Source organism: Eubacterium sp. ER2, from assembly GCF_000765215.1.
GTDB lineage: Bacteria > Bacillota > Clostridia > Lachnospirales > Lachnospiraceae > Claveliimonas > Claveliimonas intestinigallinarum.
This window is the reverse complement of the sequence record NZ_JPJE01000009.1, coordinates 1-22,600: the sequence shown is the minus strand read 5'-3', so window position 1 is coordinate 22,600 and position 22,600 is coordinate 1. Positions and strand designations below refer to the sequence as shown.

Genomic DNA, 22,600 nt, shown 5'->3' with positions numbered 1-22,600 from the left:
CCAGAAAAATGCCTGCAAAGCCAGTAAATATGCGGTGTCTTACCTTCTTACCAAAAAACCGTCCAAACAATCAAATATTTTAGTAACATTTTTAATAGTTAACATATTTTTCAGCAAATATGTTGCAATCTATATATGTATGTTTACTGGTAAGACAGGTAAGATGGTAAGACAATATATAATAAAGCCCCATTTTAAGCCATTTCTTTGTCTTACCTTTTGTCTTACCATTTTTTGAGAGGTAAGACATTTACTCAAATGGAAGTTTCACTTCCGTATCTTCCAGGTCCATGAAGCCTTCCCCGTCTGTCTCCGGCTCCATCCGCAGCTTGATATAGCTTGCCTTCATACCGTATACCCTGGTCTGGTGGACAAATTTCCCTTGTGAGTTTTTCACCAGGCGGTCCTTGGCCGCCCACTTCTTGCTCACCGCCGCATAATCGTATCCGCTCTTTTCCAGGAAGTCACACAGCACATCTTTATTGATCACGGCCACCGGAGGGATTTCCGGGTGGTCATCATCGGCATCGATCCGGCCCCATACCTCTCCCTTGTTGATCTGGTCATCACCATTCGGGTTCTGGAAGCGGATCGGGTTCTTTGCAATCCAGTTCAATACCATCTGGTAGGATCGTTCCGAGACATCCACCTCTTTTGCGCTGCGCAGATATCCTTTCACATCATTCACCTGGAGAGGTTCCTCATCCGTAAAGATCTGATCCACAAGTATATGGTCCGCCACCATGATGCAGGACATGGCCATTGCCTGTTTTTCCGTGGTATCCAGCTTACACATGGCATCAAAGTATTTCTTATACTCTTCTCTAAGTTGTCCCTCATCCGCCCCCTGCAGATACGTCACCAGTTTCTTCCCGACATGTCCGTAATTCTCTGTCAGCAGGGAAACGGTATAATTACCATCCTCAATGAGTTTCTCCTCCACCTCAATCTCTATGACACGGTTCTTGGAACCAGCCCGGCTGTTGGACTTTGTGATAGGTTCCTCCCCGGTAAACAAGTAGCTGTTATGCCAGGTCTTTGTCTCCTCCACGCCGCCGGATGCCCGGCCCCGGCCCCGGTCAATTCCTTCTGTGATCTGGTAGATCAGCTGGTCAAAATTGGTGGTCCATTTATCCTTCATGGTCTGCAGCTCGTCTCCCGCGTAGGGCAATGAATAAAGGAAGGCAGACGTGCGCATGATCCCCACCTTGGTAGTGTTCATAGTCTTCACCAGCCCGCCCATCTTCGGATTGCCCCAGATAGACATAGCTGCCATGATGGCCACTGTCTTTCCTGTCCCGGACTCTCCGCTCCATACATGGAACACAAATGGCAGAATTCGAAGTGGTTCGATCAGTGCGCTGCCAAAGCTGGCGGCAAAGGCCAGCCGGTTGATCTTGTTTTTCCGCAGGCCGGCACAGTGCTCCTTCCAGACGGCAAAACTCCCGCTCTCACGGATATTTCGGAAGATGGGATCATACTCCTTGTCCCCGTCATAGACGATATCGTCCGCATAGGGCATAAACTCTGCCCCGCACCAGCCCAGCCGGTTGATGGAACGCTTCGGTTCCAGCTTGGCCGGGTTCATGCCGATGCAGTCATTTATGTACCGCACCAGGAATTTTGCATTCTCACTGGTCACATCAATGCCGATCTTACTCAGTACCTTCACGATGCTGGTGTGATCCGCACACACTTCCCGGTTGACCGTTACCTGGTTCCAGGCGCCGTATTTAAAATAGGCAATCTTTACCCTTTCCTCTCCCGTATCCACGTTTTTGAGGATCTCAATGGGAAGGATCGGGTGCATACAGGCTGTAATCTGCACGGGCATCCCACGTCCATCAAACTTCTGCATAGTCACGCCCAGATCCGTGGCACGCCAGGCCCCACACTGGAGCTCTTCTGGCTGCCCTGTGAACTGAGTTGTATTTCCATGCTCCATCATCCGCTGCTGGTAATCTACAAAAAAGGATTTCAGCACGTTGGTAAACTCTTTCGCCCGGCCCATCTCTCTGGCCTTATTTTTCAGCGCCTCCACAAACTGCGTGCGCTCCACGTGATCCTCAATCTCAAATATTTTATAAAAGACCTCATCCGGGAATGGCTCCGCCAGGCTAAGGTCTGTCATACCATCCAGCAATTCGTCTCTGGATTTCTCCAAGCCGTCTCACCGCCTCTCTGTCTGCAAAATATTCCTCGGGACATTCCCGTAAGCACTGCAGACGGTACTCTACAACAGGAAGCTCCTGCAGGGCCTCCTCAAAATGCCAGTCCATGCAATCAAGCGTCGCTTCTGTCAGCAGGAGCCAGTATCCTTTCAGGACAGAGTAGGCATCCTCCCGGAACCTTCTCAGCTCCTTTTCACGTTCCCGCTGCTTCTGCCGCTCCCGCTTTTCCTTATAGGTAAGGTCACTAATATGGATAGGAAGCGAAAAATCGTCAATCAGACGCTTACAGGCTTCCTCGTTTTTCAGCCCATACAGAAGAGCCACAAACTTGATCACATCCCCTCCCTTCTGACACACCCAGCAATAGAATCCTTTGTCATCCGGATAAATCTTCATGCTTGGATGTGTGTCGTTATGGAAGGGGCAGAGGCAGGTCCCATCCCGCTTGACTTTGCGGCCATAGTGTTCCGCCACCTGCCTCATGCTCAGTCTCTGCTTTACTTCCTCATAGTCTTCCTTACATAAATGGTAGCTCTTCATCGATACCGTCCGGAATATTCATAAATCCGTCCTCGCTTGCCGCGCCCTGCTGTGGTGCTGGTGCGCTTGCTGCAGGTACATCATCCAGCAGCTTGTCCTCTGGTACTTTGGCATCCTTCAGGCCGTCAATGCTGCGGATCTGCACGATCTTTGTAGCCATGCGCTTCTCTCCGTCCGCGGTCAGAAATTCCTCACGGCCCATAACGGCTCCGAATTTCTTTCCCACAAGTGTCTTCTCATTCCCCTGGGTTCCCCACGGGAAGTGAAAGCCCTGATTGGAACGCTCCACGCTGGTCATCAGCCCCTTAAAGAATGGAAGGCTGTTGCTGTCCATGTACTGCCTGTGAACGCCCTTATACTTGGCGTTCTGGTTGGTCGCCTTTTCCGCATTATACTGTTTCTGGTAAAATCCTTTGTGCTCTCCGTCCGCAATGTCAAACTGCATGACAAAACGGTCATGGCCGTTATACTCTTCCTGCTTTACCCCCAGGATCTCACATACATAGAGTCCTGCCGGCAGCTGCATAAATTCACCGGTATAGGCCGGTGCCTCATCATATCCCTGTGGTTTTGTTATCATTTACTTTTTCCTCGCTTTCTTTGTTTTTCGGGTTTTCAATCCCGTAATACTCCCGGATCGTGTTGTCCACGTACAGGAGATCATTGTCAATTTCAATTTCCGGAAACATGTCATCCGGCGACTTGCTCACCGCCCCGTCCCTGGACTGGGTAACAAATACATACCGCTCTCCTTTTACCGCCCGGAGTACAACCGTAAACATTCCCTCCAGGCAGACCTTTTCGTCCAGGAGTTTCCCTATGGTCTTGGGTTTGATGTCTCCAAACTCATTGGTATCCTCATGCATCATAATGTAGACGATCCTGTCCTCCGGCGCTTCGGCAACAGACTGGACCAGACGGTAGAAGTCATCTGCCAGCTGGTTATACAGCCCAAAGACCGCATTTCCTTTCCCAGTAGTACTGTGGCCGTCCATGAACTGCCCCGTGATCAGGTAGCCTGCGTCATCGATCACGATAGACTTCGGCCACTGCTTACTCTTGATGGCTGCCTTGATCTTTCCGTAGTCACTGCAGACATTTCCCGGGAGCTTCCCCCGGAAGGGAAGCGGCTTATTTAGAACCCGGATCACACCAAAATCCTTTCCCACGCAGGACTTCATGCTCCGGCTCTTCCCGGACCCGGATTTCCCGATGATAAGTACTGGTACTCCCATTACATCGGCACCTCCTCGTACTCCAGGCCTGCAAGGACCTCCAGGACGGGCAGCCCGGCCTCTGATACATCGACCCGACATACCGCCAACGCAGCGTTTTCGTTCTTCCAGATCAGGACATCTCCTCTGTCTGTCCGTGCGGACGGTCCCATTGGACGACCGTCTGTTTCCAGCTCTCGAACATCAATGATGTCATAGCAGCCACTTGGGACAGGGACGATCCCGCCTGTATCCCTGCACTGGAGTAACCTATAGTGTTTCCACCTGGTATCATAGATGATCGGTGTGACCACAAACGGCACCTTTGCCTCCTTCCATCTCTCCGGCAGGTTCAGATAAGGATTGTCAGACACTTCGTACTGGCTCACCTCATCCTTTTTCGCCCGGAACACCTTCCCGGCTCCCGGCAGTTCTCCGACATGCTCCATGATGGCCGCCTTCAGCCAGTTAGGCACGTATCCATCCTGTGTCCAGGTTACCCAGTTTGCACCGGACAGCACCAGTCCACCGTAAACTCGGCCTACTACTAATCCGTTATGCTGATAGGCCGATTTGACCCACTTCTTAAACATGGTCTTATTCAAAAACATCCTATTTCCTCCTGTACTCGTTCTTACATTTCTTGACCGCTTCCAATACCAGCTCCAGACAGATCTCACACTCATGGTATGTAGGGCTGTAAATATACTTCCCGTTTGTCAATTACTCGGCTATGCTGCCGGCAGCCTTGACAAGCTGTCCCATCCGGTACGGCGCGATCCCCTGCGCTTTCTTCTCATCCATAGGCGGTTACCGGATATTTAAGTGCCGGCCATAGGGCTCCAGGTGCGCCCAGTCAACGGTCTTCTCTTTGAGGAGCTCCCGGACAGCGTCATTATTCACCTTGGGCGGCTGGGGTATCAGGTACTTGCCCGGGATTTCATCCAGGTTGTCCGTAATAGAAAGCGGCTGTTTCCCGCCATTCTTGGACACGGAAAAGCTGAATAGGTCCGTCTTAAACTTGGTCTTCCCGATGAACTCCAAATTGGCCTGCAGGTTGTCCTTCAGCCTTTGGATATGGTTCTCGGTAGACTTGCGCCGCTGATACAGCCGCTCCTCTTCCGCTTTCAGCGCATCAACGCTGGCCTGCAGGTTACGGATTATCTTGGCATAGTTGTCAGCCTTGTCCTCAATCTCCCCTTCGATACTCTCCAGAGTGTCAAGGATCACCTGCTCATCTGTCTCTCCGTCCTCCATCATGTTAAAAACAGCATCCCACTGTTCTGCAAGTTCGTATAATCGCATCCTATCCTTCCTCCTTCGTAAATCTTAATTCCATCAGATCCGCCAGCATCAGGTACTCCTGCGCCAGTTTTCCATCTCCGTGCGTCTCCTGCACTTTTTCCCGAAACTGGCCCAGCGTCCCATAAAAGCATCCACATCTTACTCCTACTCCGCCGTCCTTGAGCCGGAAGAAAGTAGTTGTACGATTAACGGAACCGAAACCGTGTGCATAGACGTAATCCGCATCGCCGCAGACCCACGCATCGCCGTAGACCTCCGCATCGCCGTAGACCCTCGCATCGCCGTAGACCCTCGCATCGCCGTAGACCCACGCATTGCCGCAGACCTCCGCATTGCCGGAGACCCACGCATCGCCGCAGACCCTCGCATTGCCGCAGACCCTCGCATCGCCGTAGACCCTCGCATCGCCGTAGACCCACGCATTGCCGCAGACCTCCGCATTGCCGGAGACCCACGCATTGCCGGAGACCCACGCATCGCCGCAGACCCTCGCATTGCCGCAGACCCTCGCATCGCCGTAGACCTCCGCATTGCCGCAGACCCTCGCATCGCCGTAGACCTCCGCATTGCCGTAGACCCTCGCATCGCCGTAGACCCACGCAGTACCATCATGGTCAAGGTTCTCTTCTTTCTCTATGTATCCGCCAAGTTCTCCGACTTCAACGCCCCCAAACTCCACCAAAGCCTTGATGCGGAACAATTTTATTCCAAAAATATTTGTGACAAACTCACTTGTTAACTCAAACTTCTTCACTTTTCTTTTCCTTTCTGCTAAAATGTAAGTGGTTAATTTTCTAAGCGCCTACGCCTTACCGGGCATATGTGGGCGCTCTTCTTTTGCCATTTCAAGCAACTGCTCCAGTTGGCTGGCCGTGAACGCAAATTCTCGGCTCATCCCCGCTGTAATTGTCAGCATGTCAAACAGGATGCCGATACGCTCCTTCACGTCATGTCCCATAAATTCAACAATTTCCATGTTGGAACGCTGATGTTCGAGATATTCCTTGAACTCTTTGTCGTCCATGATAACTTTCATCGTCCTCACCTCCTTCACCATCCCAGCAGCTTATACAGCGCCCCGCCGATCAGCAACATGGTCAGCGGAACAGTAATCGGTGCCATGCCTATATACAGCCACCAGGCATCCACGGCCAGGTCATAGGCCCCGGCAGCCAGTCTCCAGGCGGCAGCTCTTATCTTCGCCCTGCGGCGGTGCCGCTTGATCTTTCCCTTCCTCATCTGTCCGGGCCCTCCCTAATAAAATCAAGTATCTGTTCATCTGTAACCCGTCCTGTCTGTCGCAGTATCCTCAGCTCTCTCAGTGTCGCAAATTCCGGCCGCCTCTTCCTGTCATACAGACAACTCTCACTTATTCCCAGAACCTTACACAACTTCTTGGTTGGCGTATCAACCAATACATGACTCATAGTGCGCCTGTACCGGTCATCCAACACCTGTGTGCCGAGATTAACTTTTGGCATCTACCTCACCTCCTTCATAGCTTTCCGGATTGTCCGGGTTGCCGGTATCTGGTATAATCTTCCTATCAAATGATGAAAGGAATGATAATATGCCTGGCTTTAAATGTCCGTATTGCTCAATGGTAATGCCAATCTCACAAGATACCAACAAAACTTTATATCCTTCGTTTGACAGTCAACATGGCGTTTATCGAAATGCCGATTATAAAATCTGTTACAACAAATCCTGCTTAAAAATTGATTTTTACGAATGTCCTAATTGCAAACAATATTCAATCATACTTAACGGAGTCGGGAGTTCTGTCGAAGATGTTAAAAACATACATGTTCGCCCATCTTCTCTTGCTATACAATTCCCGTCTTATATTCCAGAATCTATCCGTCAAGATTACGAGGAAGCCTGTGCAATAGTATCTCTTAGCCCCAAAGCTTCTGCCACACTTTCACGAAGATGCCTCCAAGGTATGATCCGTGATTTTTGGAAGATCACTGACAAAAAGCGTTTGGTAGATGAAATAGATGCTCTGCAAGATAAAGTACCAGCATCACAATGGAAAATTCTTAATAGCATTCGACGCATAGGTAACATTGGCGCTCACCCTGAAGCTGATGTAAATTTGATCATTGATATCGAACCAGAAGATGCACAAAAATTAATTTCCATTATTGAACTTCTAATTCGCCAATGGTACATCGAACGTCATGAGCAGGAACAACTGTATAAAGATGTTCTTGAACTTGATCAAGACATGCAATCTCAAAAGGATAAAGGGTAGGAAACTACTCTTTTTCTTTTGCACACGGATCATTCTCAGCAAGTAAATTTCCATCGAAATCCCAGTATTGAGTAACAATCCTGCATAAATCCTGCTGCGTCCCTTCTCCACGTAGGGACTTTGTTTGAATAACTTGAATGACCTTTGCCGAGTCAGTCCCTCTTGGTCTTACCATCTTCCTCACCTCCTTGTCCTTTTTATAGGACACCTCATCTGCATTACGATAATTACCAGTTGATTTCCGTATATGGAAATGCTATAGTAAATTTATCGAACATTTGTTTGTGTTAGGCAACTTCAAACAGGTCTTCCAATGACATATCGGGAGAAACAATTGACCTAATTTTAAGTACCTCCGTCCAAGTAAAAGCAGTAACTCCGTTGATTTTGTTCCTCAGACTTCTTTCAGTAATGCCGATTTTCATAGCCAAGTCATGGATGCTGATATCTGCTTTTACCATTTCTCCCTTTAGTACCCTGTACATTAAACCACTCCTTCCTTTCCGTTAATGGTTATTGTGCTTGCATTATATATCCGTTAATTACTATTGTCAATGGATTTTACGCACTTTTTTTCCGTTAATTATTATTTTGTAGCTTTTGACGGAAATATATTTCTTGACTATATCCGTCAACGGTGCTATATTCTACTTATAAAGGAGGGAGAACGGATGGGACTTGAAATAATCGAGGAATATAAAAGGAAACTTGGTATGACAACGGCGGAATTGGCCGAAAAATCCGGTGTTCCCAAGGGAACTCTTGATAAAATTTTATCTGGAGTAACAAAGGATCCTAAATTGGAAACCTTAAAAGCCATTGCACGGGTTTTAGGATGTAGCTTAGATGATTTTGACGATATTCCTCAGCAAAAATCTCAAGAGCCATCCTATGAGGAAGTAGAGCAGCTCCTCGCCCGTAATGGAAAAGAATTTTCTACTGAACAGAAAATGCGCTTGATCAAACTTTTGTCCGAAATAGATTAGTGAAGGACTGATTTTTTGGATAACAACAGAATAGTCTCAGCTACCATTGAAGTGTTTCATGAGTGTAATGTGCATTCATTTCCTATCGATTGCGAAGAGCTACTTATCCACTATGGATATCGTCTCTTCACTTATAAGGAACTTCAGCAAAAGAACCCAGAACTATACGTTCTTTGTCTGGATTATTCCGAGGATGCCTTTCGCTCTGGGATTTCAAAGGTTGTAGCCTATAACACGGATAGACCGGAGGGACGTATAAGATTTTCACTGATGCACGAGCTTGGACACCATGTTTTAGGGCATACATATCCGTCTGACCAGAATGAAAAGGCAGCCAATGCGTTTGCCAGTTACATTCTCGCTCCGAGAATGGCTATACACTATGCCCAGTGCAAAAATGCGAATGATGTAGCAAAGCTATTTGGGATGTCTTTTGAGGCAGCTGACAACGCCTATATTGATTATCGGAAATGGCACCGAAAAGTTGTTACTCATAAAATGACTATTCTTGACAAGGCCATGTATGCGCAGTTCTATAACCCAGATCAGAAGTGTTTCGTGTGGAGCAAAAAGAAATGTGACTTCTGCGGAAGGATTTTGTACAATTCCCGCGATAGCCACTGTCACATGTGCGAAATTCCATTTGCTGACCGGAGCCCTGCACGGAAATTAGGGCATATAGATTATTTCAGGGACTTCCCGGAAGACGGGCGGCGCCTTCGGGCTATGGAGCAATCATGGCTATATGATATTTGATATAACCGCTCTGGCGTTTATATAATAGACGGCTTCTCAATACCAAGGATGAAAGAGAGGTTTTTATGAGAAAGAAAATTGTAACTTTATTACTTGTTGGCATGCTTGCCACATCCGTTACCGCATGCGGTGGTTCTTCTGATACCACAGATACATCTGGTGATGGTGCAACGCAAGATGCGTCGGCAGAGTCACAAGAACCCGTGAAAGAACATTACGAGATTGATCTGTCTGCTGGAAATTACATAGCAGGGAAAGATGTTCCAGTTGGAACATATAATATTACTGCTACATCCGGATCAGGAAATGTTTCATCTAGCAATATGTATAATGGCGGGTTAAACGAAGTGATGGGAGCTGAAAATGATGGTATTTCCCAGCAATCTTTTAACGGATTGGCAATGGATGAAAATGTCACTTTAAGCGTTGGAGGGAATGTTGTAATCCATCTCGTAGCTGAAGATGCTCAGACAGGCAATGTTACAGCTCGTGGAGAAGCTTCTGGAACACCCGTAGATCTTCAAGCTGGTAACTATACTTCTGGGACAGATTTTCCTGCTGGAACCTATACTATCGTAGCAACTGGAGGTTCTGGGAATGTATCGTCATCTAATATGTTTGAAGGCGGTCTCAATGAAGTAATGGGAAATGATGGATTTGGAATTACTCAGTTTAATAATGCCGTTTTACCAGAAGGCGAAACATTGAGCATATCTGGTACATCCATACAACTTGTACCAGTTGGCGAATAATAAATAAAAACCGCCCCGGTGCGCCAACACCGGGACGGAATGCTATATAAACAGCTTTTTTATTATACAACTTTACAAAAAATTAATCAAATTATTTTTTAAAAAGTGTTGATTTTTTCTTGCAAGGGGAATAATATAAAGATGTAACAGATAGTTACAAAGCATTAACATACCCCTAGCTGTAGTCCTCCCACCATAAGGGAATCGACGAAACTTGGGGTATTTTTATTTAAGGAGAAAAATATGGATAATGAAAACAAAAGAAAATTTGAAAGGCACCAAATTCGCACGGCAATATTAGTAGACGGTGGGTTTTATCGCAAACGTGCAAAAGCTTTATGGGGAAATAAAACTCCTGCAGAACGGGCTAATGAGCTTAATGACTATTGCTATAAACATCTGCAAGACAAATATGAGAATCGATATTTATATAGGGTTTTTTATTATGATTGTCCCCCAATAGGTAAAAACATTTATAACCCAATAACACAAAAAACAACCTCTCTTGAAGCGACACCTGAATATTCTTGGATGACAGAATTTTTAAAAGAATTGAAACATCACCGAAAATTTGCTCTCCGGATGGGGCGTATCAATGACACTCAAGTACAATACTCTCTAAAACCTGATCCCACAAAAAAACTTTTGAGAGGAGATATTAATTTAACAGATATAACTCTTAGTGATCTCCAACTCAATATAGAGCAAAAAGGTGTTGATATGAGAATAGGCGTTGATATATCTTCTCTTGTTTTTAAGCACCAAGTAACCCAAATTATTTTGATATCCGGAGATAGCGATTTTGTTCCAGCCGCAAAGCAGGCTCGTCGAGAAGGAATTGATTTCATACTTGATCCAATGCGATCGACTATTAAAGATGATCTCTTCGAACATATAGATGGTATACGTACTCCTACGTTATACAGAAAAAAACAAGAAGAACTGAAATAAGAAAACCGCCCGGTACTACCAATACCGAGCGGCTATATGCAAGACTCCAGGAAGAGCCTCGCAGCCGTAATTAATACGGCTCCCTCAAAAATCATTCTATCATCTTCCTGGAAACAGCGCAAGCGGAACAGATGTTTCATGCTGGCTGTTATTTTTGTACCCCAAAAGGAGATGATGATATGGCAACAGCAAAGAAACTACCGTCTGGATCATGGAGATGTCAAGTATACTCCCACACGGAGGAGATACCACAGAAGGACGGAACTATCAAAAAGAAGCGAATATACCGATCATTCACATGTTCTACCCCTGGGCCTGCAGGGAAACGGAAATGCGAGCAGATGGCCGCTTCCTGGGCGGCAGACAAAGAAACATCTTCGAAATGTTCTGTCTCGTTCGGGACAGCACTGGATGAATATATCTATTCCAGGGAGAATGTCCTATCCCCCAGGACGATCATGGACTACAAATGCACACGGAAGAACTATATCCAGTCTCTCATGCCCATACCCATCGACAGGATCACGCAGGAGGACGTACAAAGGGCGGTAAACCTTGAGGCGGTACATTTATCACCTAAGACAATCCGAAACATTCACGGGCTGATTTCCGCCGTTCTGAGGGCATACCGGCCAGAGTTTGCGCTTAACACCTCTCTCCCCAAGAAGAAAAAAGTGGAATTGTACATTCCTTCAGACCAGGATGTCAAAAAACTGCTCGACACCGTTGCCGGAACAGAAATGGAGCTTCCAATCCTTCTCGCAGCATTCGGGCCTATGCGCAGAGGAGAGATTTGTGCATTGCGTGCAGAAGATATCCAAGGCTCTCTGGTCCATGTCCAACGGAATATGGTTCGGACAACCGACAATACCTGGATTGAGAAGGAACCAAAATCATATGCCGGAAACCGATATATAGATTTTCCTGATTTCGTCACAAATAGATTTAGGGGAAAGAAAGGCCGCATTGTAGAACTTACTCCGAACCAGATCACAGACAGATTTAAGTACATCCTCAAAAGAGCCGGCCTGCCCCACTTCCGCTTCCACGATCTAAGACATTACTCAGCAAGTATCCAGCATGCCATCGGAGTTCCGGATGCCTATATAATGCAGCGGGGTGGATGGGGAAATGACGGTGTACTGAAAGCAGTATACAGACACGCAATGGAAGAAAAATCAAAAGAAATGTCAGCTCTGACAAACTCACATTTTGAAAGTATATGCAACACGAAATACAACATAAAAAAATAAAACCCTTGAAAAATCAAGGGTTTTTTAATGCCGCAGACCGGAATCGAACCGGTACGGGAGGTTAGTCCCGCAGGATTTTAAGTCCTGTGCGTCTGCCAGTTCCGCCACTGCGGCATATCTCATATGTATGAGATAAGTGGGACCTATAGGGCTCGAACCTATGACCCTCTGCTTGTAAGGCAGATGCTCTCCCAGCTGAGCTAAGATCCCAGATGAAACAACCGCGCTGCTAAGTTCGTGAAAAACCTCGCTAAGCCAGCAGGTTGCAGCTTAACACCAGCCTCGAAAAGGCCTCGGCAAGTGCCTAAGCTAACGACCCAGAAGAGACTCGAACTCTCGACCTCCGCCGTGACAGGGCGGCGCTCTAACCAACTGAGCCACTGGGCCAAATTCTATTGTAATATATTCTGAGCACTCAGTGCCCTTATCCCAGGCACTTCTGTACTCGATGGACCTTCGGGGACTCGAACCCAGGACCGACCGGTTATGAGCCGGTTGCTCTAACCAACTGAGCTAAAGGTCCAAAATTATCAGTCCCTTAAAGGACTAAAGCCGATGATCGGACTCGAACCGATAACCTGCTGATTACAAATCAGCTGCTCTGCCAATTGAGCCACATCGGCGCACTTAACGCAAACCTTACAGTTGACGCGCTAATGACTCCGACGGGAATCGAACCCGTGTTACCGCCGTGAAAGGGCGATGTCTTAACCTCTTGACCACGGAGCCGTAAACAGTCACTTGTCAAAAATGCGCACAGCAATTCCTCAAGTGACCGTTTTATATGATAGCATACCATCCTGCTATTTGCAAGATTTTTTTTAATTTTTCGTCTCTTTTTTCATCTAGCCATTTACCACATTCTGAGGCTGTCCCTCCAGAAATGCTTTCAGGTTGGAGACTGCTATATCCATCAGACGCTGGCGGCTCTCCTTCGCTCCCCAGGACATATGGGGCGTTATGATACAGTTCTTTGCCTGAAGAAGCGGATTATCTCCCCGGATGGGCTCTGTGGAAACCACGTCCAGCCCGGCCGCATAGACCTTCCCGCTGTTCAGCGTGTCCGCCAGATCCTGCTCCTTCACAAGGGGCCCTCTGGAGTTGTTCAGAATGATGACGCCGTCCTTCATCTTCTCAATATTTTCTTTGCAGACGATCCCCTCCGTCTCAGGGAAGAGAGGACAGTGGAGCGCGATCACATCCGACCTGGCAAAGAGTTCCTCCTTGTCCACGTACTCTGCGATCTGCCTTCCGGCCTCATTGGGATATGCGTCGTTGGCTAGAACCCCCACAAATCCCGCGTTGACATTCCCCTGTATTGCGGTTATAACTAATTTAGATTAAAAAATATAAATTTTTCAATTCCAAAGGAGAGATGACCATGGATTATGAGAGACTCAGAGAGCTGCGGAACAGCACCAACCCCTTTGCCCGCCACTTGGGGCTGACCATCACAGCCATACGGGACGGTGAGGCGGAGGCAGAGCTTCCTGTCACATCCGACTACCTGAACCCGGGCGGCTCGGTTCACGGCGGATGCCTCTATACTCTGGCTGATGCCGTGGGCGGCGCCGCGGCCAGCTCCTGCGGCATGCATATCGCCACGGTGGACAGCAGCTTTCACTTTCTGCGGGCCGGTCTTCAGACCTCACGTCTAACCGGAAGGGCCCGGGCCATCAAGAGAGGAAAGCGTCTCCTCGTCTACGAGGTCACCGTATATGATGACCAGGACAGCCTGCTGGCCCAGGGTATTTTCACCTACATGCCATTAAGCAAACCCCTCTTCCCGGAAAATGCCGGTTAGAGCCTGTGAGCCGGCATTTCATATTTCACGGTAAGATATAGAAGTAAAACGCGGAGCAAAAAAGGAGTACACCATATGATCCACAAGAAGACTGCGCAGCAGATTGCGGACACCGTCAAGGAGGTCTGCGGCTACGACATCAATTTTATCAATGACAGAGGCCTTGTCATCGCCAGCACGGATCCGGCGCGGATCGGCACTGTCCACGAGGGCGGGAGGCAGGTCATCGCCCGTGGAGAGACTCTGGAGGTGGAGCAGGACGATCTCCTTCCCGGCACGAAGAAGGGTGTGAACATTCCCGTCTTTCGAGGCGGTGTTCTGGCCGCGGTCATCGGCATCAGCGGGGATCCGGAGAAGGTACGCGCCTTCGCCCACCTGGCGGAGCGGATCACTCTCCTCATCCTCCGGGAGCAGGAGATCGGCGCCAGAGCCCGCTCCCTGGCCGAGAAGAAAAATTATCTCCTGGACCTTCTTTTGGAGGAGGACAGACAGCGCTTTTCCGATGGCCTTCCCGAGCTTCTTGAGGAGCTGAAGCAGTTCCATATAGACCCGTCCTCCTCCAAGCGGATGCTGCTGCTCAGGCTGCGGTATCCGGAAAAGGAGAGCCTATCCGGCCTGGAAAGCAATGTAGCCCGGCTGCTGGACGAGATGCCCGGCTGTCTCTATGGCTATCAGTATCCCTCCTTCTTCCGTGTCCTTATCAATGACAGGGATCTGGAGCTGTTCCGTGAAAAACTGAAGCAGTTCCACGCAGCCCACTCTTCTGCTCTCCTGGCGGGAGCCGGCTCCTCTGTCCCCCTTGAGGATCTGCCCCGCTCCCTGGCCACAGCCCGCATCGCGCTGGAGGCGCTTGGAAGCGGGGAGTCCTTTTCTCTCTTTGATGACCTGACACTGGAAGTCCTGCTGTCCGGTATCAGTCGGGAAAACCTGAAGCTCTTTCTGGAAAAGGTTCTGTCCGCCCTCTCCGGCGACGACCTGCGGCTCCTGGAAACCTATTTTGAGAAGGATCAGTCCCTTGCGGACACCTGCCAGGCTCTCTTTCTCCACAAAAATACGGTCCAATACCGGCTGAACCGAATCCACCGGCTCTGCGGCCTCAATCCCCGCAGGTTCCGGGACGCCGCTGTTCTCTATCTGGCCTTAAAGGCCAATTATTGTTATACATAACATATTTTTTCTCTTTTTTGTCATAAATTCTATTTCTATAACAAAGGAAAGATGATAGACTAAGAATAACAGATCAGAATAAGGAGGAATTTCTAATGAAAGTTGTTGCTGCAATAGACTCGTTCAAGGGAAGCCTCTCTTCCATGGAGGCCGGGAACGCGGCCAAAGAAGGCATACTCCTGGCAAAGCCGGACACGCAGATCGCCGTAAAGCCGCTGGCGGACGGAGGTGAAGGAACCACAGACGCCCTCATCGAGGGAATGAACGGAGAAAAGGTGGAAATGACTGCCACCGGTCCCCTTGGCAAGCCTGTGGACTGCTACTACGGCTACCTGCCTGACAGCCAGACCGCCATCATCGAGATGGCAGCCGCGGCCGGCATCACCCTTGTAACCGATGCGGAGAAAGACCCTCTGCGCGCTTCCACCTACGGCGTGGGGGAGATGATCCTGAACGCGGTGGAGAAAGGCTGCCGAAATTTTATCATTGGCATCGGCGGGAGCGCCACCAACGATGGAGGGATCGGCATGCTCAAGGCTCTGGGCTTCTCCTTTGCAGACGCGGACGGCAATGACCCCGGCGAGGGCGGACAGGCCCTGGCAAAGGTAGCCTCAGTCAAAACAGAAGGGCAAAATCCCCTCCTGAAGGAATGTCACTTCCGGATCGCCTGCGATGTGAACAACCCCCTCTGCGGCGAGAACGGCGCCACCTACATCTACGGCCCCCAGAAGGGTGTCACCGATGAGATGAAGGAATCCCTGGATCAGGGTATGGCTCACTATGCAAAGGCAGTCTCCCGGGATCTGGGATGCGACTACGCGGAGTATCCGGGCGCGGGAGCTGCCGGCGGACTCGGCTTTGCTTTCCTCTCCTTCCTGGGCGCGGAGCTCTCGCCGGGCATTGACCTGATCCTGAACGCTGTGGGACTGGAGGACGAGCTGGAGGGCGCGGACGTGGTCATCACCGGAGAGGGCCGTCTGGATCACCAGACAGCCATGGGCAAGGCCCCGGTTGGCGTGGCAAAGCTGGCCCACAAGCACGGCGCAAAGGTGATTGCCATTGCAGGCAGCGTCACAAGAGAGGCCACCGCCTGCAACGACGCCGGCATCGACGCCTTCTTCCCCGTTGTCCGGGGCGTCACCACACTGGAAGAAGCTATGAAACCAGAGAACGCAAAAGAAAATATCAGACAGACAATAAACCAGGTCTTCCGGCTTCTGTAAGCCGGAGGACCTGGTCCTCGTTTTATGCTACTGTTCCACGCTTATTTTCAAAATTTTCGTATTCTTTCTTCTCCATGATGTCCACGATAATATCCACCATGTCATAAACCTCTGTGTAGGATATGTAAAGAGGAACCGGTGCAAGTCTGATCACATCCGGGAACCGGAAATCCGGGATCACTCCCCGGGCCTTCATAGCCGCATTAATGCGGATGGCATCCTCATGTACCAGAGCCACATGTCCGGTGCGCCTGTAGTCCTCCCTGTAATTTCCTACAGAAAATCCGTATTTTGCCAGCTTGGTGTCGATCAGATACATCAGATACTCTGTGATGTCGAGGGATTTCTCTCTCAAATTCTGAAGCCCCGCCTCCTGGATCATCTTCAGGCTGCCCTCCAGGGGCGCCATGGACAGAACAGGCTGTGTTCCCGTCTGCCAGCCTCCGGCATACTCCGCATGGTCAAAATACTGCTCCAGATTGAACTGGGTATCCTTTTTGTTGCCGTGCCAGCCCGCAAGTCCCGGCTCCATGCCAAAATGCTTCCTGTTGATATACAGTCCCGCGATCGCTCCCGGCCCGCCATTTAAGTATTTGTAGGTGCACCAGAGCGCAAAGTCCGGCTGGATCTCCTTGAAGTCATGGGGCACAGCTCCTATGGAGTGGCACAGGTCAAATCCTACATAGATCCCTCTCTCGTGAGCCGCATCCGCAATCTTCTTCATATCAATCAGCTGCGCGCTCCTGTAGAGGGCAGAGGGGAGAAGCACAAGACACACATCATCTGTCATGGCCTCGATCACATCGTCCTCATAGATATACTCACCATCGCGGCTCTTGACCACCTTCAGGCACTCCTCAGGGTCATAGCCATGCACCCGTATATTACTGTACACCGCATAGCGGTCTGTAGGAAAGTTCAGATCATCCATGATAATCTTATTTCTCTCCGGTGTGGGATGATAGAAAGTGGCAATGGCCTGATGCACGTTCATTGTTGTGCTCATGCAGATCGTCACCTCGTCCGGATCAGCGTTCACAAGTGGCGCGCACAGCTCTCCCAACTTATCCTGATAGAGAAAATATCCATACTGGCTCCAGATATCGATTCCTGCCTTCTTCCACGCATCCAGCGCCTCCATCAGGCTCGCCTCCGCATCCTTGCTGCAAAGTCCGAGGGAATTGCCGTCCATATAGATAATCCCTTCCTGTTTGTAGAAGCGCTCCTGAAATTTCTTCAATCCGTCCGCCGCATCCTTCTTCTGCGCAAACTCTCTTCCATCTTCATACGTTCTCATACTTATGCCCTCCTTTTTCCTATGACATCATTTTCATCAAAATCTTCATATTTTTTCTTCTTAATATATTTTGTGTAGATCATTCCCGCAAAAATGACAATTCCCGCATACCCGGAAATCGGGTAAATAATTCCGATCATAGTGGAAAACGAAAGCTGTCCGCCAAAGATACTGACAATAGCCGTCACGATCGCCGCCACCCGGTACGGTGTACTCTTTGAATCCGATGAGACCCTGTTACATACAGTATAAAGCATCGGCACTGCAGTTGTGTAAATGGCTCCGATCAGCAGGACAGAAAAGATAGTGCCAAACACCGGATGGATGGATGCCGCCACAAAAAGCGACGGAATCTCCAGATTGTACACATCTGCCAGATTGGCCAGCAGCCCGAAGTTCAGGATCATCACCGCGATCAGAAAAGCGCCGCCCCCGAAAAATCCTCCCAGAAGAGCATTTTTCTTGTTTGTCGCCGTAGACTTTCCTATATCCGCCAGGTACGGCACCACCCCTGTAACCGTGTAAGCCCCGTACATAAAACCGGATACTGCCCAGTTGTTAAATGTGTTTTTGACCTCCACATGCTTCAGAACCTCGTCCGCCTCCGCAATACCTGCCGGGTTGTTGATAATTGAAATCACTCCGATCACCATAGTCACCACAAGAAGCACAGGGGCTATGTATCCGACGATCTTGACGAGCTTGTTCAGCCCCAGAAGCACTGTGGCCAGTGAGGCGATGATCATAAACGCCCTCCCTATATTTCCGTTTACCCCGTAATACTCCTCAAAGGTCGATCCCGCTCCTGATATCATGGTAGAGTACACGAAGAAAAGCATGATGGGCGTAAACCACTCCATGACATAGCCCAGGTATTTTCCGAGATAGAAGTTAAACATCTTTCCGGAATTCTGAAGCTTCAGCTGTCTTCCGTCTTCTACGATCACTGTGACAAACCAGATATACAGGATCATTGCGATGATGCCAACACCAATACTGCCCAGGACCCCGTGGCCCGTGAAATACTGCATACATTCCTGTCCAGACGCAAAGCTGGAGCCGATCACGAATCCCATAAAAGCTCCGCCTATGGCAATAATCTGGGGAATACTGATTTTGTTGCCTTCCATGAGAAACCTCCTTTTTCATTTTATTTCCGTCCTTGTAATTTCACTATACACTTCAGGAAATTATCATTCAATTGAACCTTATTTTCATCATTTACCGTCAAATTTGCGCAAAAAATAAGAGGTTGAATTCAAATGGTTCAACCTCTTTCTCAGCATCCTTTTACAGGTACCTGCGCAGCTCTTCCGCTGTCAGCTCCACACAGTTAGGCTTCTGTTTTATATCGTCAAAATAATTCGCAAACATTTCTATCATCTGCGGATACATAGAGATATGATAGTTCTCATTAGGCTTTCTCTGGGAATTCTCAATCGTGACCGCATTTGTATCAATAAAAATGGAGGGCGGTTTTGGAAAATTCGTCCTCATGTTGGAGGTATCTTTCAAGACAAACAGCCGAAAATTCTCATTTTCCTCCAGACACCTTGCCAGGTAGTTGATATGTGCTTTCACCTGCTCCGGCTCCATCTGATGGGCTACATTGCCAAGGCTCAGTTCACCGGTCATGATATAGTCGCTGATCACGGAAGAGTACAGGATCAGATCCACGTGAGCCTTACAGGTGTATTTTTGAAACACACGCTTTAATTTCCGGAGATATTCCTGATAGCTTCTGTTTTCTGTCCCATGGATCAGCTCATCCATGACAGAGTCCGGCAGAAGCATAGCGGGTGCCTCGTTGAAAAACAGCCTCTGCCTCTCAGAAGAATAGGAATCCAGCTGAATATTTGTCTTTCTCAGATTTTCAGGAGACGCATAGGTCAGAAGCTTATCAGGCCTCTCCAGTATTTCCGCGCATATCTTTGCAAATTTTTCCGTAATCTCCCTGGCCGCGCTGTAGCAGGCAGCAAACTCATCCCCGGACATGTGGAGTATCTGGACATAGAACAGGTCTCCCACCATGAGCATCCTTGGCATGTCCCTCTCGCTCTGTATGATCGTAATCTCGGCCCGTTCAAATCCGGCCACCATGTTCAGTAGAGTCTCGCAGTAAAAGTGATAGTCCCCCACTGCCTCATCCATGTCCATACACATTTGAAGAGAAATGAAATGTATCCCCAGAGATGGGAGCTCGCGGATCAGCTCATAAAATCTATGTCCAAGAAGCTTCAGAACATCAAAGGTCGCACAGATTTCAATAGACTTTTCTCTGACCACGCCTGTCTGCCTGAAAATCTTCCTCATCAGATCAAAAAAAGCTCTTCTGTCGTCTACAAAAGCCAGACTCCCGGATAGTCCTGGCACATTCATATCCTGATAGGCAAGATCCTTCTCCCAGGCTGAGCGCAGACTGTCCGCGACTTCCTCCTCGGACAGATCAGCCCCTTCCCCATCGGCAAAGCATTTAGCCATCTTCCGGATAATGTCTTCGCCGTTTCTGCTGGAAGGCAGCTTCGCCCCATTGATCCATTTACTTATGGATGTAATATCATAGTTAATAAAAGCAGCAAGGTCCTTTTCCTTCAGTCCTGAACGCTTCAGATATTTTTTCAGGCTATCTCCAAAATTCTTTTCCACTCTACCACTCCACTCTTTTGTCCCACAAGCTACAAATATAACAGTTAGTCTATCATATATTTCATTTTGAAACAAGAAACGCAGTCAGCTGCCTACAGGCGACTCTTGCCCCTTCTGTCATTTACCGCTTGCTCATAGAATTTCTTTTTCTCTATATACATTTTCCTTTCCGCCGTCTTGATCAGGCCGTCTACAGCTCCGTTCTCCTCCCATGCGATTCCCACAGAGATATAGTACCCATCCTCTTTCAGAAATCCGATGAGCTCTTCAGCGAGCCTGCCGGAGACCTCCTCCGGTTGGTCAGGCACAAATACGACAAACTCATCTCCCCCTATCCTGTAGGCATACTCCTCGCCAAACCTGTCTCTTATTTTCCGGGATACAGTCTTAAGCATCATGTCGCCAGCCTCATGTCCTTTTGTGTTGTTCAGCTCATGCAGTCCATTGACATCAATATAGACGCATGCCAGAGAATGTTCATAGCACCCCTGTACTTTGGGCAGGTCTTCCTCATATTTGTTCCTGTTGTACAGTCCTGTCAGCGCATCCCTTTCTCCATACTCCCTGACAGCGTTAAGCGTATCCAGATTTTGACAGAACATACTGAAGCTGAATTTTACACTCTCCAGGAACGCGGTATCTGCCTTGTTTCTGTCCATATTACAGCCTATCAGGATACCGCAGATCCGCCCTTCCAGATCCTTCACTGGAACAGCGATGATGTTTTCCATCATACCCTGGCTGTTGCCAGGCAGCTTCCTTTCAATCTCCTCCGGGCTGTACGCGGCAAACTCATTGTTTCCCTGTCCAAAATATTCCAGCAGTCTGTAAATTTTTTCCTTTCTGGTACTCAAATCCTGGTCTGCCGCCCCTTCATCTCTTTGCCAGATAAACCGCTTTTCCTCCCGGGATCTTCCAACCATCCAAAAGCATACTCTCTCTGCCGACAGGATATGAGCGATCTTTTCCAGGGTCGTGGCAATATTCTCCTGCTTTTCATGAGCATTAAAAAGCAGGTTTTCTACATCATACATGTAGTTGATCGTCTCCAGCTTTCGCTGCTTCTCATCTGTCACACTGCGGAAATACCGGCTGATCCAGAGGAAATAGAGGATAAAGCAAATAATTTCAAATATAAAGGCATAATTCAGCGCGCCTTTGATCTCGTCCGCATTCTGAAACACAACATCTTCTGGCACGGACAGCGCAATCCGCCACTGATTGATATTCATAGGTTTGTAGCAGAAATACAGATACTCCCCAATAGACGCAGAAACAAAGACCACATACCCGTCTTTTCCATCAATCAGTCCCTGCTCCAGCTGTTTCTGGTCATATCCCGGCGCCATTTTACGCTCGCCCAGAGCCCATATATTTCCCGTCTCGCCGGGATGCCATGTATCGACCAGGAAATCCCCCGTCTCTCCATCAATAACATAAATAGCCGCATCTCCGTCATAAGGCTTGTTCGCAATACTGTCCGGCAGCGTACCCAGCTCTATCACACCATAGAGCATAGCAATCGTTTCATTGTCCTTCTTTACTGGCACATAATGCCTGACAATATACTCCTCGTCTCCAGTCAGATCCGTCTCCCGGTCTGAAATATGCTCTCCAAGGGAAGCCTCCTCTGAAAAGGAAAGCCTTCCCTCCGCGTCTATCCGTTGCCCTCCCTTTGTTATGACCGTGTTGTCCGGAAGCAGCATTTCCACTCTGGACATCATCCCAATTGTTGTATACGAATCCAGAAGGCTCCATAGCTCCTTTGAGCCCAGATCGTTATAGCTGGCTACAACTGCCGCGATCATTTCCAGCTCTTCCCTGTCGTTCTTCATATTGTACTCAATCTCGTCCGCAATACCGCCGGCTTCTTCATAGAGACGTTCAAAGCTCCGCTCCTCCTCCCTGTGATTGATCCAGGCACTTACGCCGCAGGAAACCGATATGATCAAGGCAATCAGTATAGCTGTCACGGTCATAGGTCTTCCCCAGTTTATCTTTTCTCTCACTTTCATCAGTTCACGTCCCTTGCTTCTTTCCTTGCGCCAATAGTAAAAAAGAGTCTCATATCACCTCAGTAATATAAGACTCTGTCAGCTCCCCCTGTTGGACTCGAACCAACGACAACTCGGTTAACAGCCGAGTGCTCTACCGACTGAGCTAAGGAGGAATATTTAATTGAGGTACATGTACCTTCAAAACCACATACAAGAAATCTTATCTATCTTCCATCTTTCTTCCCGAACCGTGCGCTGCACTCACTTGAGGAAGTTCGAGC

Annotated in this window: 25 protein-coding genes, 7 tRNA genes and 1 pseudogene; 9 read left to right on the top strand and 24 right to left on the bottom strand. The window is 48.6% G+C overall.

The features are described 5' to 3' along the window. Positions 1 to 250 precede the first annotated feature (250 nt). The 10 genes from NI21_RS0104020 to NI21_RS0103975 all read right to left on the bottom strand — a co-directional run bounded on the left by NI21_RS0104020 (position 251) and on the right by NI21_RS0103975 (position 6,711). Positions 251 to 2,164 (bottom strand): DUF927 domain-containing protein, encoded by a 1,914-nt coding sequence (locus NI21_RS0104020; RefSeq protein WP_242842810.1) that lies wholly within the window; start codon positions 2,162 to 2,164, stop codon positions 251 to 253. Then, a complete protein-coding gene (locus tag NI21_RS0104015) occupies positions 2,118 to 2,711 on the bottom strand; it encodes a CHC2 zinc finger domain-containing protein (protein WP_033124960.1) in 594 nt (197 codons plus the stop codon). Before NI21_RS0104015 ends, NI21_RS0104020 begins: the two co-directional genes overlap by 47 nt. Then, a complete protein-coding gene (locus NI21_RS0104010) occupies positions 2,689 to 3,291 on the bottom strand; it encodes a hypothetical protein (protein ID WP_033124959.1) in 603 nt (200 codons plus the stop codon). The genes NI21_RS0104015 and NI21_RS0104010 overlap by 23 nt, the downstream gene beginning before the upstream one ends. Further along, complete coding sequence (locus NI21_RS0104005; RefSeq protein WP_033124958.1) at positions 3,266 to 3,946, bottom strand: AAA family ATPase; 681 nt, start codon at positions 3,944 to 3,946, stop codon at positions 3,266 to 3,268. The genes NI21_RS0104010 and NI21_RS0104005 overlap by 26 nt, the downstream gene beginning before the upstream one ends. Next, the gene (locus tag NI21_RS0104000) at positions 3,946 to 4,536 is read right to left on the bottom strand and encodes a hypothetical protein (RefSeq protein ID WP_033124957.1); all 591 of its coding nucleotides are present in this window, start codon (positions 4,534 to 4,536) and stop codon (positions 3,946 to 3,948) included. Before NI21_RS0104000 ends, NI21_RS0104005 begins: the two co-directional genes overlap by 1 nt. Before the next feature lie 199 nt (positions 4,537 to 4,735). Continuing rightward, positions 4,736 to 5,230: a siphovirus Gp157 family protein gene (locus NI21_RS0103995; protein ID WP_033124956.1), complete on the bottom strand. Its 495-nt coding sequence runs from the start codon at positions 5,228 to 5,230 to the stop codon at positions 4,736 to 4,738. A gap of 1 nt (position 5,231) precedes the next feature. Further along, positions 5,232 to 5,984 (bottom strand): hypothetical protein, encoded by a 753-nt coding sequence (locus NI21_RS0103990; protein WP_033124955.1) that lies wholly within the window; start codon positions 5,982 to 5,984, stop codon positions 5,232 to 5,234. Positions 5,985 to 6,032: 48 nt separating this feature from the next. Continuing rightward, complete coding sequence (locus NI21_RS0103985) at positions 6,033 to 6,266, bottom strand: hypothetical protein (protein ID WP_033124954.1); 234 nt, start codon at positions 6,264 to 6,266, stop codon at positions 6,033 to 6,035. A 14-nt stretch (positions 6,267 to 6,280) separates the two neighbouring features. Next, positions 6,281 to 6,469, bottom strand: coding sequence for a hypothetical protein (locus NI21_RS0103980; RefSeq protein ID WP_033124953.1), 189 nt, complete (start codon positions 6,467 to 6,469; stop codon positions 6,281 to 6,283). Then, positions 6,466 to 6,711, bottom strand: a complete 246-nt coding sequence (locus NI21_RS0103975; RefSeq protein ID WP_033124952.1) for a hypothetical protein — start codon at positions 6,709 to 6,711, stop codon at positions 6,466 to 6,468. Before NI21_RS0103975 ends, NI21_RS0103980 begins: the two co-directional genes overlap by 4 nt. A gap of 89 nt (positions 6,712 to 6,800) precedes the next feature. On the opposite strand from NI21_RS0103975, the gene NI21_RS16280 reads away from it, so the two are divergent. Further along, the gene (locus tag NI21_RS16280; protein ID WP_033124951.1) at positions 6,801 to 7,487 is read left to right on the top strand and encodes a DUF4145 domain-containing protein; all 687 of its coding nucleotides are present in this window, start codon (positions 6,801 to 6,803) and stop codon (positions 7,485 to 7,487) included. A 4-nt stretch (positions 7,488 to 7,491) separates the two neighbouring features. Here NI21_RS16280 and NI21_RS0103965 read toward each other — a convergent pair whose 3' ends face one another. After that, positions 7,492 to 7,662 (bottom strand): hypothetical protein, encoded by a 171-nt coding sequence (locus NI21_RS0103965; RefSeq protein WP_033124950.1) that lies wholly within the window; start codon positions 7,660 to 7,662, stop codon positions 7,492 to 7,494. Between the two features lie 112 nt (positions 7,663 to 7,774). Next, positions 7,775 to 7,972: a transcriptional regulator gene (locus tag NI21_RS0103960; protein ID WP_033124949.1), complete on the bottom strand. Its 198-nt coding sequence runs from the start codon at positions 7,970 to 7,972 to the stop codon at positions 7,775 to 7,777. 186 nt (positions 7,973 to 8,158) lie between these two features. On the opposite strand from NI21_RS0103960, the gene NI21_RS0103955 reads away from it, so the two are divergent. From NI21_RS0103955 to NI21_RS0103935, 5 genes are all read left to right on the top strand, one after another. After that, a complete protein-coding gene (locus tag NI21_RS0103955) occupies positions 8,159 to 8,473 on the top strand; it encodes a helix-turn-helix transcriptional regulator (protein ID WP_033124948.1) in 315 nt (104 codons plus the stop codon). Positions 8,474 to 8,488: 15 nt separating this feature from the next. Further along, positions 8,489 to 9,229, top strand: coding sequence for an ImmA/IrrE family metallo-endopeptidase (locus NI21_RS0103950; RefSeq protein WP_052083901.1), 741 nt, complete (start codon positions 8,489 to 8,491; stop codon positions 9,227 to 9,229). A 65-nt stretch (positions 9,230 to 9,294) separates the two neighbouring features. Beyond that, on the top strand, positions 9,295 to 9,981 hold the full coding sequence (locus NI21_RS0103945; protein ID WP_242842809.1) for a hypothetical protein: 687 nt from the start codon (positions 9,295 to 9,297) through the stop codon (positions 9,979 to 9,981). Between the two features lie 243 nt (positions 9,982 to 10,224). Beyond that, positions 10,225 to 10,932, top strand: a complete 708-nt coding sequence (locus NI21_RS0103940; RefSeq protein ID WP_052083899.1) for an NYN domain-containing protein — start codon at positions 10,225 to 10,227, stop codon at positions 10,930 to 10,932. 179 nt (positions 10,933 to 11,111) lie between these two features. Then, positions 11,112 to 12,185 carry a site-specific integrase gene (locus NI21_RS0103935; RefSeq protein WP_033124947.1) on the top strand — a complete coding sequence of 358 codons (1,074 nt, stop codon included), beginning with the start codon at positions 11,112 to 11,114 and terminating at the stop codon, positions 12,183 to 12,185. Between the two features lie 28 nt (positions 12,186 to 12,213). On the opposite strand, the gene NI21_RS0103930 is transcribed toward NI21_RS0103935, so the two are convergent. From NI21_RS0103930 to NI21_RS0103900, 7 genes and pseudogenes are all read right to left on the bottom strand, one after another. Continuing rightward, a tRNA-Leu gene (locus tag NI21_RS0103930) sits at positions 12,214 to 12,299 on the bottom strand. A 23-nt stretch (positions 12,300 to 12,322) separates the two neighbouring features. Beyond that, positions 12,323 to 12,395, bottom strand: a tRNA-Val gene (locus NI21_RS0103925). A gap of 103 nt (positions 12,396 to 12,498) precedes the next feature. Then, a tRNA-Asp gene (locus NI21_RS0103920) sits at positions 12,499 to 12,572 on the bottom strand. A 62-nt stretch (positions 12,573 to 12,634) separates the two neighbouring features. Next, positions 12,635 to 12,708, bottom strand: a tRNA-Ile gene (locus tag NI21_RS0103915). 27 nt (positions 12,709 to 12,735) lie between these two features. After that, positions 12,736 to 12,808, bottom strand: a tRNA-Thr gene (locus NI21_RS0103910). Positions 12,809 to 12,842: 34 nt separating this feature from the next. Continuing rightward, a tRNA-Glu gene (locus NI21_RS0103905) sits at positions 12,843 to 12,914 on the bottom strand. A 116-nt stretch (positions 12,915 to 13,030) separates the two neighbouring features. After that, positions 13,031 to 13,471, bottom strand: a pseudogene (locus NI21_RS0103900) (NAD(P)-dependent oxidoreductase); the annotation flags it as partial. A 95-nt stretch (positions 13,472 to 13,566) separates the two neighbouring features. Between NI21_RS0103900 and NI21_RS0103895 the strand changes: the two are divergent. The 3 genes from NI21_RS0103895 to NI21_RS0103885 all read left to right on the top strand — a co-directional run bounded on the left by NI21_RS0103895 (position 13,567) and on the right by NI21_RS0103885 (position 16,379). Beyond that, entirely contained in the window at positions 13,567 to 13,989 is a 423-nt protein-coding gene (locus tag NI21_RS0103895; RefSeq protein WP_033124946.1) for a PaaI family thioesterase, read from the top strand. A gap of 75 nt (positions 13,990 to 14,064) precedes the next feature. Beyond that, positions 14,065 to 15,156, top strand: coding sequence for a sugar diacid recognition domain-containing protein (locus NI21_RS0103890; protein ID WP_033124945.1), 1,092 nt, complete (start codon positions 14,065 to 14,067; stop codon positions 15,154 to 15,156). A gap of 95 nt (positions 15,157 to 15,251) precedes the next feature. Further along, the gene (locus NI21_RS0103885) at positions 15,252 to 16,379 is read left to right on the top strand and encodes a glycerate kinase (protein WP_033124944.1); all 1,128 of its coding nucleotides are present in this window, start codon (positions 15,252 to 15,254) and stop codon (positions 16,377 to 16,379) included. Between the two features lie 22 nt (positions 16,380 to 16,401). Here the strand turns inward: NI21_RS0103885 and kynU are convergent, their stop codons facing one another. From kynU to NI21_RS0103860, 5 genes are all read right to left on the bottom strand, one after another. Continuing rightward, positions 16,402 to 17,676, bottom strand: coding sequence for a kynureninase (gene kynU, locus NI21_RS0103880; protein ID WP_033124943.1), 1,275 nt, complete (start codon positions 17,674 to 17,676; stop codon positions 16,402 to 16,404). A 2-nt stretch (positions 17,677 to 17,678) separates the two neighbouring features. After that, a complete protein-coding gene (locus NI21_RS0103875) occupies positions 17,679 to 18,806 on the bottom strand; it encodes a hypothetical protein (protein WP_033124942.1) in 1,128 nt (375 codons plus the stop codon). Between the two features lie 160 nt (positions 18,807 to 18,966). Next, positions 18,967 to 20,322: a helix-turn-helix transcriptional regulator gene (locus NI21_RS0103870; protein ID WP_033124941.1), complete on the bottom strand. Its 1,356-nt coding sequence runs from the start codon at positions 20,320 to 20,322 to the stop codon at positions 18,967 to 18,969. A 92-nt stretch (positions 20,323 to 20,414) separates the two neighbouring features. After that, positions 20,415 to 22,337, bottom strand: coding sequence for a sensor domain-containing diguanylate cyclase (locus tag NI21_RS15990; RefSeq protein WP_052083896.1), 1,923 nt, complete (start codon positions 22,335 to 22,337; stop codon positions 20,415 to 20,417). A gap of 82 nt (positions 22,338 to 22,419) precedes the next feature. Further along, positions 22,420 to 22,492, bottom strand: a tRNA-Asn gene (locus NI21_RS0103860). Between the last annotated feature and the right edge of the window lie 108 nt (positions 22,493 to 22,600).

Excerpts from the sequence above, each read along its gene's own strand:
- NI21_RS0104015 (WP_033124960.1), bottom strand. The coding sequence starts at position 2,711 with ATGAAGAGCTACCATTTATGTAAGGAAGACTATGAGGAAGTAAAGCAG.
- NI21_RS0104010 (WP_033124959.1), bottom strand. The coding sequence starts at position 3,291 with ATGATAACAAAACCACAGGGATATGATGAGGCACCGGCCTATACCGGT.
- NI21_RS0104005 (WP_033124958.1), bottom strand. The coding sequence starts at position 3,946 with ATGGGAGTACCAGTACTTATCATCGGGAAATCCGGGTCCGGGAAGAGC.
- NI21_RS0104000 (WP_033124957.1), bottom strand. The coding sequence starts at position 4,536 with ATGTTTTTGAATAAGACCATGTTTAAGAAGTGGGTCAAATCGGCCTAT.
- NI21_RS0103995 (WP_033124956.1), bottom strand. The coding sequence starts at position 5,230 with ATGCGATTATACGAACTTGCAGAACAGTGGGATGCTGTTTTTAACATG.
- NI21_RS0103985 (WP_033124954.1), bottom strand. The coding sequence starts at position 6,266 with ATGAAAGTTATCATGGACGACAAAGAGTTCAAGGAATATCTCGAACAT.
- NI21_RS0103980 (WP_033124953.1), bottom strand. The coding sequence starts at position 6,469 with ATGAGGAAGGGAAAGATCAAGCGGCACCGCCGCAGGGCGAAGATAAGA.
- NI21_RS0103975 (WP_033124952.1), bottom strand. The coding sequence starts at position 6,711 with ATGCCAAAAGTTAATCTCGGCACACAGGTGTTGGATGACCGGTACAGG.
- NI21_RS16280 (WP_033124951.1), top strand. The coding sequence starts at position 6,801 with ATGCCTGGCTTTAAATGTCCGTATTGCTCAATGGTAATGCCAATCTCA.
- NI21_RS0103965 (WP_033124950.1), bottom strand. The coding sequence starts at position 7,662 with ATGGTAAGACCAAGAGGGACTGACTCGGCAAAGGTCATTCAAGTTATT.
- NI21_RS0103960 (WP_033124949.1), bottom strand. The coding sequence starts at position 7,972 with ATGTACAGGGTACTAAAGGGAGAAATGGTAAAAGCAGATATCAGCATC.
- NI21_RS0103955 (WP_033124948.1), top strand. The coding sequence starts at position 8,159 with ATGGGACTTGAAATAATCGAGGAATATAAAAGGAAACTTGGTATGACA.
- NI21_RS0103945 (WP_242842809.1), top strand. The coding sequence starts at position 9,295 with ATGAGAAAGAAAATTGTAACTTTATTACTTGTTGGCATGCTTGCCACA.
- NI21_RS0103940 (WP_052083899.1), top strand. The coding sequence starts at position 10,225 with ATGGATAATGAAAACAAAAGAAAATTTGAAAGGCACCAAATTCGCACG.
- NI21_RS0103935 (WP_033124947.1), top strand. The coding sequence starts at position 11,112 with ATGGCAACAGCAAAGAAACTACCGTCTGGATCATGGAGATGTCAAGTA.
- NI21_RS0103895 (WP_033124946.1), top strand. The coding sequence starts at position 13,567 with ATGGATTATGAGAGACTCAGAGAGCTGCGGAACAGCACCAACCCCTTT.
- NI21_RS0103890 (WP_033124945.1), top strand. The coding sequence starts at position 14,065 with ATGATCCACAAGAAGACTGCGCAGCAGATTGCGGACACCGTCAAGGAG.
- NI21_RS0103885 (WP_033124944.1), top strand. The coding sequence starts at position 15,252 with ATGAAAGTTGTTGCTGCAATAGACTCGTTCAAGGGAAGCCTCTCTTCC.
- kynU (WP_033124943.1), bottom strand. The coding sequence starts at position 17,676 with ATGAGAACGTATGAAGATGGAAGAGAGTTTGCGCAGAAGAAGGATGCG.
- NI21_RS0103875 (WP_033124942.1), bottom strand. The coding sequence starts at position 18,806 with ATGGAAGGCAACAAAATCAGTATTCCCCAGATTATTGCCATAGGCGGA.
- NI21_RS15990 (WP_052083896.1), bottom strand. The coding sequence starts at position 22,337 with ATGAAAGTGAGAGAAAAGATAAACTGGGGAAGACCTATGACCGTGACA.